General features: G+C 61.3%; 16 protein-coding genes. 3 read left to right on the top strand and 13 right to left on the bottom strand.

Annotated elements, in window-relative coordinates:
• Window positions 1-104 precede the first annotated feature (104 nt).
• Complete coding sequence (locus tag ACYQ00_RS18105; protein ID WP_460033493.1) at window positions 105-2,876, bottom strand: TrlF family AAA-like ATPase; 2,772 nt, start codon at window positions 2,874-2,876, stop codon at window positions 105-107.
• A 721-nt stretch (window positions 2,877-3,597) separates the two neighbouring features.
• On the opposite strand from ACYQ00_RS18105, the gene ACYQ00_RS18100 reads away from it, so the two are divergent.
• Together ACYQ00_RS18100 and ACYQ00_RS18095 are read left to right on the top strand one after the other, a co-directional pair.
• Window positions 3,598-3,924, top strand: a complete 327-nt coding sequence (locus ACYQ00_RS18100; RefSeq protein WP_460033492.1) for a type II toxin-antitoxin system PrlF family antitoxin — start codon at window positions 3,598-3,600, stop codon at window positions 3,922-3,924.
• Window positions 3,924-4,382 carry a type II toxin-antitoxin system YhaV family toxin gene (locus ACYQ00_RS18095; protein ID WP_460033491.1) on the top strand — a complete coding sequence of 153 codons (459 nt, stop codon included), beginning with the start codon at window positions 3,924-3,926 and terminating at the stop codon, window positions 4,380-4,382. The genes ACYQ00_RS18100 and ACYQ00_RS18095 overlap by 1 nt, the downstream gene beginning before the upstream one ends.
• Before the next feature lie 72 nt (window positions 4,383-4,454).
• On the opposite strand, the gene ACYQ00_RS18090 is transcribed toward ACYQ00_RS18095, so the two are convergent.
• The 9 genes from ACYQ00_RS18090 to ACYQ00_RS18050 all read right to left on the bottom strand — a co-directional run bounded on the left by ACYQ00_RS18090 (window position 4,455) and on the right by ACYQ00_RS18050 (window position 12,403).
• On the bottom strand, window positions 4,455-4,808 hold the full coding sequence (locus tag ACYQ00_RS18090; RefSeq protein ID WP_460033490.1) for an addiction module antidote protein: 354 nt from the start codon (window positions 4,806-4,808) through the stop codon (window positions 4,455-4,457).
• A complete protein-coding gene (locus ACYQ00_RS18085; protein ID WP_460033489.1) occupies window positions 4,805-5,131 on the bottom strand; it encodes a type II toxin-antitoxin system RelE/ParE family toxin in 327 nt (108 codons plus the stop codon). Before ACYQ00_RS18085 ends, ACYQ00_RS18090 begins: the two co-directional genes overlap by 4 nt.
• A 63-nt stretch (window positions 5,132-5,194) precedes the next feature.
• Window positions 5,195-6,364: a Fic family protein gene (locus ACYQ00_RS18080; RefSeq protein WP_460033488.1), complete on the bottom strand. Its 1,170-nt coding sequence runs from the start codon at window positions 6,362-6,364 to the stop codon at window positions 5,195-5,197.
• Between the two features lie 109 nt (window positions 6,365-6,473).
• On the bottom strand, window positions 6,474-6,794 hold the full coding sequence (locus ACYQ00_RS18075; protein ID WP_460033487.1) for a hypothetical protein: 321 nt from the start codon (window positions 6,792-6,794) through the stop codon (window positions 6,474-6,476).
• 27 nt (window positions 6,795-6,821) lie between these two features.
• Window positions 6,822-8,966: a zincin-like metallopeptidase domain-containing protein gene (locus tag ACYQ00_RS18070; protein WP_460033486.1), complete on the bottom strand. Its 2,145-nt coding sequence runs from the start codon at window positions 8,964-8,966 to the stop codon at window positions 6,822-6,824.
• Window positions 8,956-9,864: a MobA/MobL family protein gene (locus ACYQ00_RS18065; RefSeq protein WP_460033485.1), complete on the bottom strand. Its 909-nt coding sequence runs from the start codon at window positions 9,862-9,864 to the stop codon at window positions 8,956-8,958. The genes ACYQ00_RS18070 and ACYQ00_RS18065 overlap by 11 nt, the downstream gene beginning before the upstream one ends.
• Window positions 9,821-10,039: a hypothetical protein gene (locus ACYQ00_RS18060; protein ID WP_460033484.1), complete on the bottom strand. Its 219-nt coding sequence runs from the start codon at window positions 10,037-10,039 to the stop codon at window positions 9,821-9,823. The genes ACYQ00_RS18065 and ACYQ00_RS18060 overlap by 44 nt, the downstream gene beginning before the upstream one ends.
• An 8-nt stretch (window positions 10,040-10,047) precedes the next feature.
• Window positions 10,048-10,557, bottom strand: a complete 510-nt coding sequence (gene traF / locus ACYQ00_RS18055) for a conjugative transfer signal peptidase TraF (protein WP_460033483.1) — start codon at window positions 10,555-10,557, stop codon at window positions 10,048-10,050.
• Window positions 10,532-12,403, bottom strand: a complete 1,872-nt coding sequence (locus ACYQ00_RS18050) for a type IV secretory system conjugative DNA transfer family protein (RefSeq protein WP_460033482.1) — start codon at window positions 12,401-12,403, stop codon at window positions 10,532-10,534. The genes traF and ACYQ00_RS18050 overlap by 26 nt, the downstream gene beginning before the upstream one ends.
• An 80-nt stretch (window positions 12,404-12,483) precedes the next feature.
• On the opposite strand from ACYQ00_RS18050, the gene ACYQ00_RS18045 reads away from it, so the two are divergent.
• A complete protein-coding gene (locus tag ACYQ00_RS18045) occupies window positions 12,484-12,705 on the top strand; it encodes a hypothetical protein (RefSeq protein WP_460033481.1) in 222 nt (73 codons plus the stop codon).
• Here the strand turns inward: ACYQ00_RS18045 and ACYQ00_RS18040 are convergent.
• The 3 genes from ACYQ00_RS18040 to trbG are packed head-to-tail and all read right to left on the bottom strand — an operon-like array spanning window position 12,659 to window position 15,147.
• A complete protein-coding gene (locus ACYQ00_RS18040; RefSeq protein ID WP_460033480.1) occupies window positions 12,659-13,915 on the bottom strand; it encodes a TrbI/VirB10 family protein in 1,257 nt (418 codons plus the stop codon). The two genes, ACYQ00_RS18045 and ACYQ00_RS18040, sit on opposite strands and share 47 nt — an antisense overlap.
• A gap of 9 nt (window positions 13,916-13,924) precedes the next feature.
• A complete protein-coding gene (locus ACYQ00_RS18035; protein WP_460033479.1) occupies window positions 13,925-14,386 on the bottom strand; it encodes a hypothetical protein in 462 nt (153 codons plus the stop codon).
• Entirely contained in the window at window positions 14,386-15,147 is a 762-nt protein-coding gene (trbG, locus tag ACYQ00_RS18030) for a P-type conjugative transfer protein TrbG (RefSeq protein WP_460033478.1), read from the bottom strand. Before trbG ends, ACYQ00_RS18035 begins: the two co-directional genes overlap by 1 nt.
• Window positions 15,148-15,171 lie beyond the last annotated feature (24 nt).

Below are 15,171 nucleotides of genomic sequence, written 5' to 3'. Positions count from 1 at the left end.
CACTCGGCCTTCATATTATTTTATGGGCAAAGACTAAACGATACAATTCGGACAGTTCCCTTGTCTAACAAAAAAACGCATGGACGCATTTTTTGAGCTTACAATTATGCATCAACCTCCCCAGCCATTATTCGCCGGTAGCGATCGGTAAGTGCGATCCTGCCACCTTCCATGACTCGACATATCTCGTTTCTCACATCAATGTCTTGCAAAGCTCCCTTAGTTATAATCGTTGTCTGTCCTTCGCGCACATCAAGGGCGATAACATTTTCCGCATCACCATTCACAACAATGTTTGCATTGTGCGTAACCACCAAAACCTGACGATTCTGTTTGATCTCTCTTAGTTGTGTTACGATGAGGTCATAAATCAAGTGATTATCGAGGTCGTCTTCTGGCTGATCAAGCACCAGAGGCTCATTGCCATACGAAAGGATAAAAGCTAGGAGTGCAGCCGTTTTTTGCCCAGGCGATCCTTGCTCTATTGCATTGAAGCGCTTTTGGCCATTTATGCTATATTTTATATTTAGAGAGTCCTCGGGAAACCAGCACCGAATCCGATCCATTTGCTCTGGCTTTAATCCCTGAATGTGGATGGCAAAGCGTCGATCTTTGACTGCTGTCATCGTTGCCGTATCGTTCGCATGGATTGCCAGTAGCGATGATTTCAACGCCGCAATTTTTTCTTCCATGGTTTTGGAAGAGTTCTGCGTCAGTGTAGCCAGCAGACCCTCATCCCCGTCGACCACGCCGATGTCGCGGTCAAATCCGCCATTGCCTCGGTCGATTAGGTTACGGAACTCTTCCTCAACCGTGATCTTGTTTCCAAACGGAATGACATTGATCTGCACATATGCATTGCCGCCGAGGGTATCCTTAAGAAAGTCCTCTCGAAGCTTGGTTATCGTGGCACGATGCTCATGGAGCTTGGCCAAGCACTCTTCCGCGCTCGTCTGATGCTGCGCAAGAGTTTCTCTCTTCTTGTTGAACCCCTTGAGCTTCTCCTCGAGATCTTGCCGTTGCTTAACCAGAACACCATATGCCGAGGGATCGCCCGCACCTGCTGCGCTGAGTTGACCGAGGAGGTCGGTGTATTCCTGGTTCGCTGTTGTGATTTTCTTTGATATTTCCAGGCCAGGCCGCGCTTGATTCCATGCGCTCTTCGCATCATCAATCCGCTGCGCGATTGAATTCATCTCACTTTGGAGTTTCGCAAACGTCGCACGGATGTCCGCTGCAGCGTCGATCAGCTCTTTATCATCCGCATTCCCAACGTCGAAATGATGCGAATCCAATTCTGGTGGCAACAGGCTTCCTGAGATGTCCCGGACCTTTTCGGCGGAACCCTCCCAGATCTTTTCCCAGGAATCGATGGCCTTGCTCTGGTTCTGTCTGAGCTGGTAAGCCTTAAGGACGTCCGCATGGCCTGCCTTTTCAAAAACCTCGAGCATGCGTATGACGTCCGCAAGCTGACCTTTGATTACCGATTCTTCCTGAAGTCCGGCCTGAACTTCACGCTCCTGGGCGCGAATAGAGAGATATTTGGAAACCAGTTCCTCCCACTCAAGTTGCCAATCACGATGATTGACCGCAGGGGCATCATCGACCACCTTCAAGAGCGCCTGGGGATGCTTCGCCAGCTCAAAAATTTGTTTCTGGCTGTAAATCCTGACGGGAAATCGTTGTGCTATGTCTCCCTCGGAAGCACTCCAGGTTCCGGGAACGGTTTCTTCCTCTATGGAGTGTCTGTTGTCGGCGTTAGACCAGGTGATTCGAAAGCGGCCACCGTCTTTTCGAAAGCCGATGGTGATTTTTGTGGCATCTTTTAACAGCCCTTCATCCTGGCGGTTGTTCGACGTTTGACTGTATTTGGTAAAGTCCTTTTCAAGGCTCTTGGGGATTTCTTCCTTCCGTTTGAGAGCAATCCGCAGGAACTCCAACGAAGTCGATTTCCCGGTGCCTCGTCCACCAATGATGGTGTTGAGCCAGGGGTTCAGTTGACAAGAAAAGGATTGCCCTCTGCCCAGGTACTTCGCATCGTCAACCACGATGCTTTCGATGGCGAGTTGTCCATGGGTATTGGGGTCACCAGTGAAGTGATCCGAACGCTTCAGGGAGAGAGCTCCATCAATGAGTGCCAGCCGTAATCCGTCATAGGAAGGCTCTGACATCTTTACCCAAGTAAAATGACTCCCTGGGTAGCGCTGACCGCTGGTTCCGGACGGGTGATGGGAATCGGTTCCAAGAACCTCTGCCCAATTCAATTTCTTGTCGATGTAAAGCTGCTGCTTTGCACATGCGAGGTCCGTGACCTCCATGGCAAATACGCACTTGTTGTCGAGCACTTGCTCCAGTGTGTTGCCGGTACAAACCGTAAAAAGTCCGTTGGCCTTATCGACATGAGCAGGTATTGCAAGCCCGCCTGACCTTGCAATTTCGTCAATCACCTCAATAGCGGAACATTCAGAACAGCCATCACTCTTTCCCTTGGTGGCGCGATACCTCGCCGCACCGAGCAGCGAATCGATATCTGAGGTGGTCTTATTTGGGCCGAAAATGGCCAGGATATGAATATTCCCCTGAACGGTAATCTCAACGCCGGGGAAGAGGTAGAGCGGTCGATAATCCGGATGACCTTCGGATGCCAGCTCCTGGAGTGCCTGCTTGAGTGGATCAATCCAGGCACCTGAATTGTGATCCGTCAGCGCGACGCAATCGATGCCTTGCCGCATGTAGTTGAGCAGCCAATCCTTATGGGAGATCTGCCTATGCTGGGCCTGGTCTGGACCTTTCCCATAATCGTCCGATGCTGGAGTATGATTGTGGAAGTCGAACTTCCACCATCTCGCACCTGCCCAGTTCCATTCAGTGTTCAAAGTAGCTCCTGCACCAATGTGAACCTAGAATTTGTTCGTCATGATGACGGCAAAATATGAAGGCGCTCATTTTTTCCGTCAAATAGACAGTCCCTTCTTTCGTGATGTATAAAATAGATAATGTCAGATACGGTAGGACGCGACGCAGTCATGCTACAGCCGTCCCGCCACGAGTGCCCGGGGTTATTCCGACTTCTTCGGCGCAGAGCTCAATAGTTGTCAGGGGGGACCTGCCTTCAGCCAGAAATTGCTGCAAGGCCGCTGGCGGGATGAGCTTGTCCCGTGCGAAGACGCGGGCCTTTTATTCTGTTGCGACATCGAGCCCATTCCCTTCAATGGCCACTTCCTTGCAGCCGTGCTTGAGGACATGCCCAGTTTCGTTGAAAAGAAGGTGCTTTCTCGTGCGGAGTGCAGACCTCGAACATGTTCGGAAGCGTCATGGGATGGAGCTCCTTTCACATCGGTTTGGCCTACTGTGCCATCCGCATAGTCGGCGGTGAACACTGGCAGATATTGGCGTATGCGTTCACACGCACTTTTTGACCCAACCCCCCGAAAATGTCGAGGGGATATTGCACCTATCAATTCTGTATTGCCTTGGCAGCCCCGCCGGCAACATGAACCAGCCTACCTTACAGCGGCTCAGTCCATTGCCCATCCTCACCTTGACAAAGTAAGGAAAAATCCTTGCCCTTTACATCGTCCAACCAAGGAGCTTACCATGGGTGCCATCCGCGAAGTTGCCTCCATTACGTCTAAGGGCCAGATCACGTTGCCCAAGTCCGTCCGCCAACTGCTCGGCGTGGACGCTGGCGACAAGATTGCCTTTGTACTGCAGGGTTCGCAGGTAGTTGTCAGCCGCGCCGAGGAGCAGCCGCATACGGACCCGGCCATCGCGGGCTTCCTGGCGCTGCTGGAACAGGACATCCGAAATGGAAAGCATATTGGCACGTTGCCCGAGGGGCTAGCGCGCTACATGGACGAAGCTGCTGCATTGCCCCCTCCCCATGCTGCCGACGAAGACATTGATGGCGATGTGGCGTTGTGATGCAGCGTCACGGGTGGACACTGCTCTTCCACGAATGCCTGGTCGAACAACTGCAGCGACTGGAACAGGCGGCTGCGCGTGCCTTGGCTCGTAACCCCGAAGAGGCAGCCTCCAACGCCAACGTCAAACTGTTCCGCGCCTTGTCCCGCCTCATCCTGGAGACCATTCCCGAGGATCCCACTCGCGAGGGGTACCGGCAAGGCAACACCATGGGGCCTGCGTTCCGGCATTGGTGTAGGGTCAAGGTCGGTCGGCGCTTCCGGCTGTATTTCCGGTTTGACTCCAATTCCAAGGTCATAATTTTCGCCTGGGCTAACGACGAGCAGCCCCTGCGTTCGGCCGGCAGTCGGTCAGACCCATATGCTGTCTTCCAAAAAATGCTGCACCGCGGTCATCCTCCTGCCGGATGGGCTGCATTGGTCAAGGCCAGCAAAGAGGCTTGGGGGCCAACGGAATAGCTGGTAACAAGCCTTATTCCGGCTGTTCCAGCATTGTTAACTAAAACAGCAACATGCACTGCCACCACTGCATCAACACGAGGTCAGTTGTCCATTTGCACAGACTCCCCGGTCGTCCTGGGTCCCAGGAGCAACAGCGAGGCGAAGTCCAACCGCCTTGAGGACGGCCATCAGGGTCTTGAGCGTCGGGTTGCCTTTGGGCGACAAGGCCCGGTAGAGGCTTTCCCGCTTGATGCCCGCAGCCTTGGCGACATCGGCCATGCCGAACGCTTCGGAAACATGACGCAACGCGATGAGCAACACTGCCGGTTCATCGGTATCTTCCATGGCAGCCTGGAGGTACTCCGCCGCGAAATCCGGGTCGTTGCGAAGCTCTCGCACAAGGGCTTCGTCATGGCTGACGCTGGCACTCTCAAAATTCTTCATGATTGCACTCTCCTTTTGAAGTCAGCCAGATAGAAGACTGCTCTTTCGATGTCGGCTTCCTGTGTCCGCTTGTCCCCGCCGAGGAGCAGCAACACCACCGTCTTGCCTACGATGCCAAAATACACACGATACCCCGGTCCGTAGTCCACTCGCAATTCCGAAACCCCCTCCCGAAGCGCTTTGGCATCGCCGAAGTTTCCGGCCTTGAGGCGGTCTATCCTGGCAGCAATCCGCGCACGCGCACGGATGTCACGGAGGCTGTCCATCCATTCTGTGATGACTTCCCTTCCGTCCTGGGTTCGGTACCGGTGGACAATGTTCATGCCAATAGTGTAACTTTTAGATCACAGGCAGTCAAGAGCATGCCGCTTTGGCATACCCCACTTCTACCGACCCGGAAGCTCCGTCCCTCGCCCCATAATCTCGACATACCGCCAATAACTGAACACCCTGTTCCGCCTCTGCGCCGTGAGTTCGCGCACGATGCCGAGGCTTTGCAGGTGGGCAAGGGATTTGTTGACCGTGGCCGCGGTGAGGCCGGTCTGCGCCACCAGCCAGCCGGCCGTGGCGATGGGGTGCGCCAACAGCGCCTGGTGCACCTGGAGGGCGGAAGGTGCAGCGCGGCCGAGGGTGGCGATCTCCAGGCGGTCTGCATTGGCGAGGTCGTGGATCTGTCGGGCCGTCTCCACCGCCTGCGAAGCCGTGACGATGACTGCCTCTGCGAAGAAGTCCAGCCACGCCTCCCAATCGCCAGTCAGGCGCACGCCATTGAGCAGCTCGTAGTAGTACTGCCGGTGCGTCTTGAAATAGAGACTGAGGTACAGCATTGGCAGCTGCAATACCTGCTGTTCGCAGAGGAGCAGCGTAATAAGCAGGCGGCCGAGGCGGCCATTGCCATCAAGGAACGGGTGGATGGTCTCGAACTGGACATGCGCCAAGGCGGCCTTGAGCAGCACCGGTGTTGGCTCGGGCTGATCGTGCAGGAAGAGTTCAAGCTGGCCCATGCACTCCTGGACGCGCTCGGCTGGTGGAGGTACAAAGGCGGCGTTGCCGGGCCGCGTGCCACCAATCCAGTTCTGGCTGCGCCGGAATTCGCCCGGAGACTGTGCCGCCCCGCGCCCTTTGGCAAGCAACACCCCGTGAATTTCCTTGAACAGTCGCAGGGAGAGCGGGAAACCCTCGGCCAAGCGGCGCAGGCCATGGTCGAGCGCGGCGACGTAGTTGCTGACCTCGCGGACGTCGTCGAGGGGGACGCCCGGCTCCTGATCCAGCTCGAAGAGCAGCAGGTCCGAAAGCGACGACTGCGTGCCCTCGATCATGGACGAGAGCACCGCCTCCTTGCGGACATACATATACAGAAAGAGGGAGGTGTCGGGCAGCAACGTGGAGACGCTATCCAGCCGGCCCAGCGCCAATAGCGCCTGGTCGAACTTGCCGCGCAGCTGCGGAGTCCAGTCGATGGGAGGCCGCGGAGGCAAGGGCGTGGGGACAAAGGCCTGCACCTTTTCGCCGGCGGTGGTGGTCGTCTCGTAGTGGCCCTGGAGGTTGCGCTTCATAAAGGCGGTGCGAGGGTAAAATAAGGTTTCAGCTTGTTTCAGGAAGACGGCAAAATCTAAAATAGCGCGCCGGCTTGTTTTAGGCAAGGCAGCCCCGTGCCGAGCAGCTTTATTTCTGCCGGGTAAAACTCTTCCCATTGGTCAGCAGCGTGTCGTCGGCCTTCACGTGCGAGAACTGGACGGTACCGACACCGTTGGAGACGTGAAGGACGTCTCCGCTGAGGGTGGCGGGGAATTCCTTGGGCTGTTCCTTGCCGCGAAACATCACGAGGATGAAGGAGTCGCCATTGCGCTTGATTTCAATCGAGTAGGCCTTGCTGTGCCACGTGCCGATGAATTCTGAACCTTTTCCTGCAGCAAGCTTGTCTTTACTGCATCCGCTCATGAGAATAAGACAAAGCACCAGAATGATCGGTATGAATCTCCGCATCTTTCACTCCTTGCGACTGACATGAAATTACAGTTCCACTCCATTCTCTTGCGTCTTCGCTCGCAGTGTCTTCGCCTTTGCAATCTCCTGTTGCAGCTCCTTCCTCATTGCCTCCAACCCCCTCGCATGGTGCAGGTCGTTCCAGTCCGTCAGCCCCCTGGCCTTTTCCTGCGCCGAGAATTCCGGAGCGAGGACCTTGCCACCCACGGCCTTGGCGGCGCGGGTGGCTTTTTCGAGGCCCACGTTTGACGGTAGGGCGTGGTCGTTGTCGGCCATGAACAGGATGGGTGCGTTGGGGTACTTGTTGCAAAGGGCCTGGGCCACTGGGGCGAGGTTGCCGGCGTCGAAAGCGGTGATCGTGGGCAGGCCCGTGGCCTGGTGGATGCTGGCGGCGGTGGCAAAGCCCTCGGCAACGCATAAAGGCGTGTCGGGGGTACGGGCCAGGAGGCCTTCGGGGTCGATGAGGAAGAACGCGCCCTGTTTGCGGCTGCCGGGCTCGAAGCGCTTGCCCTCGGGGCTGATGGTCTGGAGGGTTTGGATTTTACCGTCAATGTCGCAGCCGGGAACGAGGAGACGGCCTTGCTCGTCCATGCGTGTGTCCAGAGGCGGGATGCCCTTGGCCGCCAAGTAGGCCTGCTCCGGCGAGGCCGGGGCGGCGCGGTCGAAGGTTTCTTTTGCGTGGGCTGCGGCCCTGGCGTGCTGTTCCTGCAAAGCGACCTGCCGGGCCTCGCGGCGCTGGGCGGCCTCGGCCTGGAGGGCTGCCTTTTGCTCGGGCGTCAGGACATGACCCGTGGCCTTCCAGGTCTGCTTCTCGCCGGTCTTGTGGTTCTGGATGAAGCCGGCCGGGACGCCATCCAGGTGGCCCTGATAGGCACCGTCCGGTTTATGAGACGAGCCGTCGAGGAGCGGAACGCGGTGGATCTGGCCATCCATGATCGGATCGCTTCCGCCAAGGTCCAGACCGGCCTCGCGCAGGGCCTGGCCGAATTCCGCATGCGGCGACAGCGTGGCTTCCACCGCCGGGACCTGCTCCGGCAGCCAGGGTTTCAGGGGAGCGAGATCCGCGCCAGCCGGGGCAAACCAAAGCTTGGCGGCAGGGTCCCACTTCGCGCCCAGGGCCTTGGCCTGGTTTTTCTGACGATACGGGACGGCCAGGAAGGTCTTTTCAGCTGCGGGCTCCGCCTGTGTGGACTTCTCTGAGATCTTGGACTCCAATGAGACATCCGAAGCGGGCCGGGTCTGCTGGCTTGTTTCGATGTGCTTCTGCTGCTCCAGTTCCATGACGAAGTGCTTGATTTTCTCCGCATCCCGGCAGGCGCGGACGATTTCGAAGGAGTCCTCCTTGAGGATCGAGACCCAGGAGTCGACATAGGCCAGGTGCTGGCCGGGATCGTGGCCGATGCCTAGGTCCTGGCCCAACATCCAGGAGGCGATCTCGGCCCGCAGCTCCTCGCGGGCATAGGTCTGGGAGCCGAAGGGGCCGAATTCACGATCCAGGCGCGAGGGATGGCCGGTCCAGTGGCCGAGCTCGTGCAGGGCCGTGGCATAGTAGCCGTCCGCGGCGGGGAACTGCTCGCGCGGCGGTAGCTCGATGCGGTCCTTTATAGGGCTGTAGAAGGCCCGGTTTCGTTGATTGTGCAGGATTTTCGCGCCGGAATTGGCCAGGATGGCCTCGGCCTTCTGGTGCGGATCCCAGTCGTGAGCCACGGTCTTGGGGTCGAAGGGCGGCACGTCGCCGTCCAGCTGGCTGGCGTGGAAGACCGAGGAGAACCGGATGATGGGTCGCGCCAGCTCGACTTCCTGCGTCAGGGGTGCGCCGTTGTCGCCGAGCACTGGCTTGCCGTCGCCGTCCAACACCTTTTCTTCCTTGGAGAACTGCCAAAAGACGATGGCCTGGCTTTTCTCGCCCTTGCGCACACGGCAGTCCAATGTGTTGGCCTGATTGAGGGTCATCCAGCGCGGGTCCTCGAAGCCGCGGCGCGAGAGCATGACGCGGTTGATGCCCTTGTAAATCGTGCCCGAGACGGGATTGAAGGGCGCGTGCAGCGTACCGGCCTGCCAGGGCCGGACCCAGGGCGCGGTGCCCTTCTGCAGGTCCTCAGTGATTTGGGCGGCGAAGGTCTCGTGGAAGGGCGGCTTTGGGGAGGCGTTCTTGGGAGACTTACCGGCCATGCCCGTTGCCTCCCGCAGCGGCTGGCACCGCCTTCAGGGTCGCCAACTCTGCCTCTATCGCTTCCTGCTCCTGCAGTAGTTGAGCATATTCGTCATTCATGCGCATGACGGCGCGGTTGTGATCGCCCATGCCGGAGGCTTCTCCCCGGCGCTCGATGGCTGTGGCGATGGGACCAAGATGGCTTGTTGCGGCTTTGTTGATCCCCTGATCCTTCAGGCTCCGGTGGTCGATCCGCTCTGGCCGCCCTGCCTGGGCAAGTGCGTGGTTGGCAAACTCGGCCCATATGGCCCTGAGGTGCAGCACTTCCCCTGGGCCGCGGCGATCATCGAGTTCGCGGACCTTTTCGGCGTAGCCCTGCTCCTCGACGCGCCTGGTGCTCAACATGGCAATGGCGTGATGGTTCCTTGGGTCGCCGCCAGCACTGGGAACGCGGATCGCCAGATCCACGACGATGCGGTATCGGTCCGCCACATGCTTGGCCATGCGCTTGGCCAGCGCTTCGCGAGCGTCTTGGGCAAGCTCTGCTGGCAGCGCGATGATCAGCATGCGTCCAACGCGGGAGTTGGTTCGACGTTCCGCGTGCTCCGCGCGGTTCCACAGTTCGCCGCGGTCAAGCATCCATGGCGCAGCGGAGACCCCGGCCGGCAACAGGATGCACGAGGCCGCTGCAGGGCCTCTGGCGCGGCAATCGTGCGTCAGACAAGTATGATGATCGGTCAACACGATGGCGTGCATGTTGGCGACCGCTTTGACGACGGAGTCGCCTGTGCTGCGGCGGACAGCCAGCACGGAGAAATGGAAAATTGCCATTTCCACCTCCTTGGGTGTGAGAATTTCGAGCGATACGTCGCAGCTACGAAGCGCCATACCCTGCGGCGCCTTCATCTGTGTCGTCATCAAGATCATCCAACTCCTCTAGATCCAGGGCGTCTTCGACGAACGCGCCCATGCAATCGGCGACGTCTGGATCCACGGGCACGCCCATGGCCGGATCAGCCGAGGCCTGGCGGTCCACCATGCGGGCCGCGGCGAGGAGGCGGTCCCGTTCCTGTTTTTCTTCACGATGCTGCATGCTTCCTCCTAGGGAATGGTCCAGAGGGGTTCGACGGTACGCAAGGAGTCGAGGGGCACAAGGCCGACGTAGCGGCCGTCGAAGCTACCGGGATGCTGGGTTGAGAGGGTCAGGGCCTGACCCTGTGGGATGATGCCGGAGTGCAGGGCTTGCTGCGGCAGCTCCCGGCCCTGGCGGTCAGCCTGGCGAGGGCGGGAGTCGGGCTGCAGGACGCCATTTATGCGGACGCCTTCCGGGCCGACTTCGACCAAGTCGCCCGGCAGGCCGGCCAAGCGTTTGAGCAGTGGCTGTGCGCCTGAGGGGCAACTGCCGGGCCGTAGATAGCCGCGGGCCAGAGCCAGGGCGGCAGTTTCGCCCTCCAGGCAGCAGGCCACCACATCACCGCGGCGCGGTGCGCGGTCCTGTACCTGGTAGAGTCCGCGGGGCATGGAGGGCGTCCCGTTCCAGCGCAGGTCCGCTAGCCAGCCGGCCAGCAGCGTCGCGGCCAGGACGCTACAAACGAGAACAATAGTCCGCATGAGCATCTTCCCTTGCTTCTGGCCGCGTCTTGAGGAGGGAATCCGAGGTCGCCGGGGCTGGGATTGTCGCCCGCTCGGCAAAGACCGGGTCCAGGAAGTACAGGATCTGTCGGCCGTAGATGGGCGGGCGTCCAGCCGTGAAGAGGAGCATGTCGCCGGGCGCGACGACCTGGCCGGCGGCGTCCTTGCGGGCCGCGGGCAGGCGCATGCACTCGTCCTCCGTCAGCAGCGGTCGCGCCGTCTCGGAGACGCTCACCGAGGCCGTCTTCAGGCCCCCGGAGCGCGCGCCGGATAGAGAGGTCCGTTCCTCCACCACCGTGGTCTTGCCGGTCATTTCCGAGAGCAGGCGGGCGGTCTCGATGGTGTTGGGGGCGTAGGCCGCGCGCAGGTGGCAGTTGGCCATGATGGCGTTGTCTTTTCCATAGATGGCGTTGAGTTGCGTGATGTCCTGGACGATGAAGTAGCCCTTGACGCGGTAGCCGGCCATGAAGGCGATGGCCCGTTCCACGGCGTCCAGGCGGCCCAGGGCCGTAAACTCGTCCAGCATGAGCAGCAGTCGATGGGGCGGCGTCTCCAGCGTGGCCGTGCTCCTGTTGAGGAGCAGCGTGACCACGATGCGGACGAGGGGACGGAGGCGGTCGATGTCCGCGGGACTGATCACCAGATACAGACTCACGGGGTGCACGTGGTGCATCAGATCCCGAATCCTGAAGTCGCAGCGGCTGGTGTTCCGGGCCACCACGGGATCGCGGTACAGGGCCAGGGTGGCCAGGGCGGTGGAGACCACGCCGGAAAATTCCTTGTCGGCCTTGTTGAGGAGCTCGCGGGCGGCGGCCTTGACGAAGAGGTCGATTTCCCGACCCGGATCGCCGGGCACAGCCGCGGCATGGTCCAGGGCCAGCATGCCCTCCACCACCTCGCGGATGGGCCGCTCGGGATCGGCCAGAAGATGGGCCAGGCCGTGCAGGGTGCCGGTGCGACCTTCCGACGCGCGGGTCATGACCAGGCAATGCAGGATGGCCCCGCCCAGAAAGGCGAAGGCCGCCTTGGCCCAGTAGTCCTCCAGGCCCTTGCCTTGTGGGTCCATGAGCATCTGGGCCAGGTTTTGGGCGTCCGGGATGGCCTGATGCGTGTCCAGACGGATTTCTTCCAGGGGATTGAAGCGCGCCGAGGCCCCGGAGGCGTCGGAGGGGTCGAAGCGCAGGACGTTTTGTCCCAATTCCCGACGAAACCCTGCCGTAAGCGCCCAGTTTTCGCCCTTGATGTCGAAAATGACCGCTGAATCGGACCAGGAGAGCAGCGTGGGGATGATCAGCCCCACGCCCTTGCCCGAGCGCGTGGGCGCGAAGCACAGGACGTGTTCCGGGCCATTGTGACGCAGGTACAGTTGCGTTTCTGTGCGGCACCGGCGCTGCACCCAGCCGCCGACATAGACGCCGCGGCCGTCCAGGAGCCCCATGCCCCGGATTTCGTCTTCCGTGGCCCAGCGGGCCGAGCCGTGGAGGTCCGGCCGTCCCTTGCTCAGGGAGCGCCGTTTGCTCAGGGCAACGGCTCCCAGCAGGGGAAACAGGAAGCAGGCCTGGGCCAGGGTGATGGACTGGTCCATGAAGCCATCGGCATCGGGCAAGGCTTGCTGCCAGACGATGACTTGCCAGGGCGCATGCCAGGCCATGCCGCCGGCACGAAACAGCGGCGCGCCCAGGGCCGGATGGTCACCAAAGTGTGCCGCCACACGCTGCGTGGCCAGGCCCAGGGACCCCAGGGCCAGCAGGATCGCAAAGACCAGCCAGCCCCATGGTTTCTTGCGCGGAATGGGGCGGGAGCCGCCGAGGCCGTAGGAGGTCATGGCCGAGGCCCCACACTCTGCCACCTCGGGCCTTGACGCAGGCCGTGGACGCGGTACCCTGCCGGCCAGGGAGCAATCTTATGGAACGCATGCACTGCGACGGTTTCGAAGGCCGCTACGAATTCGATCCTGAGGCCGACATTTACCATGGCGAACTCGTCTTGCCCCAGGACGTCGTGACCTTCCAGGGCCAGACCCTGCAGGAGCTGCGGCAGGCCATGGCCGATTCCGTGGCCGACTACCTGGAATTCAAGGCTACTGCCACGGCGCATAAGGCTCCTCAAAAACAAGGTCCTTCGTGACCACGATGTTGAAGCGGTAGCCGGGGCGGATCTGCAGCGTCGGCTTGACGCTGAGGTTTTTCTCCAGGAGTTTCGCGGTGGTCTGGCCCAGCTGGCTGGCCAGGGCCGTGCCCAGCTGGTCCTGCATGGAGGGGTTGTCCGAGTCGCCGCCGGCCCCGAACTGCTCCAGCGCGTACGACGAGGCCCCGGACACCAGGGACATGAGGGCGGCCGTGCCGAAGGTCCGCCAGAAATGCGTTTCCACCTGATCAGTGAAACCGGCGTAGCCGGCCGTGTCCGCGCCGGGCATGGCGCCTTCTTTAGAGCCAAGCGTCAGGGCCGAGCCGTCGGGGAAGATGATCCGGTTCCAGGCCACCAATACCCGCGACTGGCCGTAGACAACGCGCGAGTCATACACACCGTAGAGCTTCGCGCCCTGGGGAATGAGCAGGTGGCGGCCGCTGGCCGTGTCGAAGACGTTCTGCCCCACCTGGGCGATAAGCACGCCGGGGAGCTCGGAGTTGATGCCCGTGAGCAGCAGGGCCGGGATGACGCCACCGGTCTTGAGCTCCAGGGCCGCGCCGGGGGTGCGGGCATGGCCCAGGGACCAGTCGTCGGCCGCGTTGCGACGCAGGAAGGCTTCCTTGCCGCTGTCGGCCTGAAACTCATCATGTTCTTGACCCGTTTTGAGCATTTGTCCTGTCTGACCAGTCAATCCAGTCCCTCCCAGTTGGCCAGCCTGGGCGGCCACCCGCTGCGGACGTTCCTGGGGCTTGGCGTCGGCCGCCGGATCCGCCTCCTTGCCCTTGATGGCCTTGAGGGGCGAGGCCAGGGCGGTTTGTTGGAGCTTGCGGCGCTGCTGGCGGAGCTGGTCCTGCTCGCGGCGCAGGGCCTCGGCGCGCTTGTCTGTTTGCACGGGCACCACCGTGATCAGTGGCTGCGGCGTGGTCTGGTTTGCGTCCGGAGTTGCCCTGGCCGGCTCGGGCTTCTTTGGCGCGACCAGACCCGACCCGGCGGCCGGGGGCAGGAAGGGCTTCTCGGGCTCGGCCTTAATGGGCGCAGCAGGTGCGGCCGTCCGGCTCGATTCCTTGTGAATGGAATAGGCCAGGACCCCGAGAAGGCCCAGGCCCACCACCAGGACCACGGCCAAGGGGGCCTTGCGCAGGGCGATCTGCCCCTGCCCCGCGCCGGTTTGCGGGGCAAGATGGTTCGGGTTGTCGTCGGGTTGCATGGCGGTCGCCTATTGTCCTGCTGCTTGATGGGCCGGCGAGGCAGCCGGCGCACCGGTATGCGTCACGCCGGTCTGGGCCACGCCACCAAGGGGCTGCCCCTGCCCTGTTTGCGCCCCAAGCATGTACGTCCTGGAAAAGGCGAAGCCATCCGCCGCCGAGAGCTGCAGGTACCAGATGCCGGGCTCGTCGCGCAGGGCGTCCAGGACGAAGGCCAGGGCCAGACCGCCGGGCTCCAGGGCAAAGCCCTTGGCCCGCAGCTCCTGATCCAGGACCTGCCCGAAGACGCCGGGAGTTGCCGGCACCTGCAACGCAGTCCGGCCGGGCGGATAGGCCGCGGCCAGCCGGTCCGCCGCATCCCGGGCCACCAATCGGGCCTGCTCGGGAGCAAGGCCGTCGCCGGCAAAGGAGCCGTGTTGTCTGGCTGCGCAGCCGGACAGCACAATCAGCATGAGAAGAAGTGCGGCCCGCATCAGCTGTCCTCCCGGCGAATCTCGACCTTTTTCTGCTGACTGCCCACGCCGGAGACCAGGACCACGCGTGGGAAGACGCCGTCCATGATGATGGTCCGGTCCTTGACGCGGTAGTTCACCAGCACATCGGCGTCGGCCTCGCGCACCAGCAGCACCGGGATGCCCGCCGAGGCCACGGCCTCGGGCAGGCGGATGAAGGTCTGGCGGCCGTCGTCGTAGACCTGGGCCGGCTTCCAGGAGGCCTTGCCCTTGACGACATACCCGAAATTAAGCGCGCCCAGGTCAGCACCGGCCGGCGTGGTCTGCCAATGGCGCTGCTTCTCCTCGCGGGCCTGCTGCTCGGCGAAGCGCCGGATGTGGTCATCGCGGTACGCGAAGCCGACATAGGGCATGAAGCCGCCGTCCTCCTGGCGCTGGGAGACCAGCCGCAAATGGTAGACCCGGCGACTGGTGGTCACCACGGCGGAGGTCTCCAGGCCGGCGTCCACGGGCTTGACCAGCAGATGCACCGTGGCGTTGTCGCCTGTACCAGCCTTGGCCACGTCCATGAGCCAGCGGGCAGAATCGCCCACCACCACCTCGTGCAGGGCCTCGCCGGGCTGCAATTCCACATCGCAGACATGCAGGGGTGCGGTGACGATGGTCGGCACGCTGGCCCCGTGCACGAAGACGAGTCTGCCGCTGCCGTCCTGGAACGGTGCCGGTCCCTGGGCAGCGTGGGAATGGACGAGAGATAGTGCCTTTTTCTCCTTCGGAGACAAGGGGATGCGTGTATCACTGATGAG

The sequence above is a fragment of the Megalodesulfovibrio paquesii genome, from assembly GCF_054653055.1.
Note: the sequence above shows the minus strand (reverse complement) of the source record. Positions and strands in the feature narration are given on the sequence as shown.

Excerpts from the sequence above, each read along its gene's own strand:
- ACYQ00_RS18045 (WP_460033481.1), top strand. The coding sequence starts at position 12,484 with ATGGAACGCATGCACTGCGACGGTTTCGAAGGCCGCTACGAATTCGAT.
- ACYQ00_RS18040 (WP_460033480.1), bottom strand. The coding sequence starts at position 13,915 with ATGCAACCCGACGACAACCCGAACCATCTTGCCCCGCAAACCGGCGCG.
- ACYQ00_RS18050 (WP_460033482.1), bottom strand. The coding sequence starts at position 12,403 with ATGACCTCCTACGGCCTCGGCGGCTCCCGCCCCATTCCGCGCAAGAAA.
- ACYQ00_RS18090 (WP_460033490.1), bottom strand. The coding sequence starts at position 4,808 with ATGAAGAATTTTGAGAGTGCCAGCGTCAGCCATGACGAAGCCCTTGTG.
- ACYQ00_RS18095 (WP_460033491.1), top strand. The coding sequence starts at position 3,924 with ATGCAGCGTCACGGGTGGACACTGCTCTTCCACGAATGCCTGGTCGAA.
- traF (WP_460033483.1), bottom strand. The coding sequence starts at position 10,557 with ATGCGGACTATTGTTCTCGTTTGTAGCGTCCTGGCCGCGACGCTGCTG.
- ACYQ00_RS18085 (WP_460033489.1), bottom strand. The coding sequence starts at position 5,131 with ATGAACATTGTCCACCGGTACCGAACCCAGGACGGAAGGGAAGTCATC.
- ACYQ00_RS18080 (WP_460033488.1), bottom strand. The coding sequence starts at position 6,364 with ATGAAGCGCAACCTCCAGGGCCACTACGAGACGACCACCACCGCCGGC.
- ACYQ00_RS18075 (WP_460033487.1), bottom strand. The coding sequence starts at position 6,794 with ATGCGGAGATTCATACCGATCATTCTGGTGCTTTGTCTTATTCTCATG.
- ACYQ00_RS18070 (WP_460033486.1), bottom strand. The coding sequence starts at position 8,966 with ATGGCCGGTAAGTCTCCCAAGAACGCCTCCCCAAAGCCGCCCTTCCAC.
- ACYQ00_RS18035 (WP_460033479.1), bottom strand. The coding sequence starts at position 14,386 with ATGCGGGCCGCACTTCTTCTCATGCTGATTGTGCTGTCCGGCTGCGCA.
- ACYQ00_RS18060 (WP_460033484.1), bottom strand. The coding sequence starts at position 10,039 with ATGCAGCATCGTGAAGAAAAACAGGAACGGGACCGCCTCCTCGCCGCG.
- ACYQ00_RS18100 (WP_460033492.1), top strand. The coding sequence starts at position 3,598 with ATGGGTGCCATCCGCGAAGTTGCCTCCATTACGTCTAAGGGCCAGATC.
- ACYQ00_RS18065 (WP_460033485.1), bottom strand. The coding sequence starts at position 9,864 with ATGACGACACAGATGAAGGCGCCGCAGGGTATGGCGCTTCGTAGCTGC.